Below are 2,571 nucleotides of genomic sequence, written 5' to 3'. Positions count from 1 at the left end.
GACTTTACCTTCGAACAGGAGCTCTGCGGCGACCGTGAATCGCGCGCGGCCGCGCCGCTTGTAGGTTTGAAGAAAGCCCGGCCAGCTCGCCTCATCGAGATGGGCCGAGGCCTGAGCGAGGCCGGTTATCGGCAAGAGATACTCGGTGGCGGTTTTGTGGATCACCAACTGGCTGGCGATGCCTTCCGCCTCAAGTTTCAGATGCATGACAGACCAGGCGGCGAGCAGCGCGAGCGTGGCTGCGCTGCCGCCGAACATGGTGCCGTGCATATTGATATTTGGCTCGAGGGGCGCTTCGAGCAGGACGTGGGCGGCGCTGGCTTCCAGAACCTCCACGGCCATGGCCCTCGAAAGCGGGATATGGTCGTGGAGATAGGTGCGCAGCGCCTCCGGGGTCACTGCCAGACTTTCAGGTCTTCCAAAGCGCGGCTGGTGATGGCGCGGCGCTTTGCCATGGTCTTTTCCGGGCCACGCCAGCGCTTTACGCCTTCAGGCTTCTCAATGGTCACTTCCGGGAAGAGGCCGAAATTGACGTTCATGGGCTGGAAACTGCGAGCGCCGCTATAGCTTTCGGCTTCAATGTGGCCGCCGGTAACGTGGCCGATCAGGGCGCCGAGGGCCGTGGTGACGGGCGGCAGAGGCATGGTTTCGCCACGAGCTTCGGCCGCGGTCAGCCGACCGGTGATGAGGCCGACGGCGGCGCTCTCGACATAGCCTTCAACGCCCGTGACCTGACCGGCAAAGCGGATGCGCGGGTCGGCCTTGAGGCGCATGTCCGGGCCCAAGACCTTGGGGGAATTAATGAAAGTATTGCGGTGCAAGCCGCCGAGGCGCGCGAACTGAGCGTTGGCAAGACCCGGGATCATGCGGAAGATCTCAGCCTGGATGCCGTAGCGCATCTTGGTCTGGAAGCCGACCATGTTCCAGAGCGAACCCAACGCATTGTCCTGGCGGAGCTGGACGATGGCGTAGGGCTTTACGGTCGGATTGCGCGGATTGGTGAGCCCAACGGGCTTCATCGGGCCGTGGCGCAGGGTTTCGTCGCCGCGCTCAGCCATGACTTCGATGGGCAGGCAGCCGTCGAAATAGGGGACCTTCTCCCAGTCCTTGAACTCGTGCAGTGGCGCGGTTTTCAGAGCCTCTACAAAGGCATAGTACTCGTCGCGGTCCATCGGCAGGTTGATATAGTCGGCGCCGTTGCCGCCGGGACCAACCTTGTCGTAGCGGGACTGCTTCCAGGCGATGTCGTGGTCGATGCTGTCATAATGGACGATCGGCGCGATGGCGTCGAAGAAGGCGAGGGAGTCTTCGCCGGTCTTGGCGAGGATTGCTTCGGTCAGCGCGGGGGAGGTGAGGGGGCCCGTCGCGATGATGACATGGCGCCAGTCCTCCGGCGGCCAACCATCCAGTTCCTCGCGGACGATGGTAATTCGTGGATGATTTTCAATGGCTTGCGTGACGCCAGCGGAGAAACCGTGGCGATCGACGGCCAGCGCGCCGCCAGCCGGCAGCTTGTGCTCGTCGGCGGAGCGCATGATGATCGAGCCGCAGCGGCGCATTTCCTCGTGGAGGAGGCCGACGGCGTTGTGCTCGTGGTCATCGGAGCGGAAGCTGTTGGAGCAGACGAGCTCGGCAAAGTCTTCGGTGCTATGCGCATCCGTGCCTTTGACGCCGCGCATTTCGTGCACAATGACGGTCGCGCCAGCTTCGGCGGCCTGCCATGCGGCTTCGGAGCCAGCGAGGCCCCCGCCGATAATATGAATGGGTTCGTTTGACATGGCTGGCAGATACCAAGCGCCATGCCTACACGCAACTCAAACCCCGCAGCGCTACGCAGAATAGCTCAGCTTTTTGGGGCGGGGATAAGTTCTCGCCAGACTATGCGCAGAGGCCCGAAACACCAGGGTCTCGAGGGCCGCGGAGCGCTTGTTGCCAGCGTGAATTGAGGGAGTATAGTTCCGAAGTTGCCGGACAATCTGGCGCCATCGACGACGTCAGCACCGGATTCACAAGTCTCGGGGGTTCAGGTGACAGCGTCTACGCCTGCTAAAGGCTTTCAAATACACGCTTTTGTATTCGTCGCAGTAATCGCCATCAATCTAGTGATCAATATCATGACCGGTCCACCCTGGTGGGTGCAGTGGGTGTTTTTCCCCTGGGTCATTGGACTGGCAGCGCATTGGTATTTTACGCGAAACGAGACTTAACCAAAGAAAAACGCCCGCCTTCAGCAGAAGGTGGGCGTTCGATCTATTGTCGCTAAAATATTCGAGTGGGTCGAATTAGAGCGAATTGGCATGATCGCGAGCAATGCGATTGATTTCGGTACGGTTGATGCCGAGATCGTTCAGCTGGCGATTGTCGAGAGCAGCAAGTTCACGAACCGTCTGCTGGTAAGCGGCCCACTTCTTGAAGGTTTTGCGGATGTCCATTTGAATTCTCCTGTCGTTTGCAAGGACAGATATAGTCGAGACCAACCCCAGCGAGCAGATAGAGATTAGTCAAAGAAGCCATGCAATTTGCGCAGGGCGTTGCGTGGTGTCGTTAATGCTCGGTTAAGGTGCATGTCAA

Annotated in this window: 4 protein-coding genes; 1 reads left to right on the top strand and 3 read right to left on the bottom strand. The window is 59.9% G+C overall.

Features of this window, described 5'->3' with window-relative positions; genetic code table 11:
- On the bottom strand, positions 1-399 hold a 399-nt coding region (locus tag ABW043_RS19840), incomplete at its 3' end, for a YiiD C-terminal domain-containing protein (RefSeq protein WP_353922929.1).
- Positions 396-1,778 carry a methylenetetrahydrofolate--tRNA-(uracil(54)-C(5))-methyltransferase (FADH(2)-oxidizing) TrmFO gene (gene trmFO, locus ABW043_RS19835; protein ID WP_353922928.1) on the bottom strand — a complete coding sequence of 461 codons (1,383 nt, stop codon included), beginning with the start codon at positions 1,776-1,778 and terminating at the stop codon, positions 396-398. The genes trmFO and ABW043_RS19840, both read right to left, overlap by 4 nt.
- Before the next feature lie 249 nt (positions 1,779-2,027).
- Between trmFO and ABW043_RS19830 the strand changes: the two genes are divergently transcribed.
- Entirely contained in the window at positions 2,028-2,207 is a 180-nt protein-coding gene (locus tag ABW043_RS19830) for a 2TM domain-containing protein (RefSeq protein WP_353922930.1), read from the top strand.
- A 75-nt stretch (positions 2,208-2,282) separates the two neighbouring features.
- On the opposite strand, the gene ABW043_RS19825 is transcribed toward ABW043_RS19830, so the two are convergent.
- A complete protein-coding gene (locus ABW043_RS19825; protein WP_082560911.1) occupies positions 2,283-2,432 on the bottom strand; it encodes a DUF1127 domain-containing protein in 150 nt (49 codons plus the stop codon).
- Positions 2,433-2,571: the final 139 nt, after the last annotated feature.

The organism is Devosia sp. (genome assembly GCF_040509215.1).
Taxonomy (GTDB): domain Bacteria; phylum Pseudomonadota; class Alphaproteobacteria; order Rhizobiales; family Devosiaceae; genus Devosia.
The sequence above is the reverse complement of the archived record's forward strand: the minus strand, read 5'-3'. Positions and strand labels throughout refer to the sequence as shown.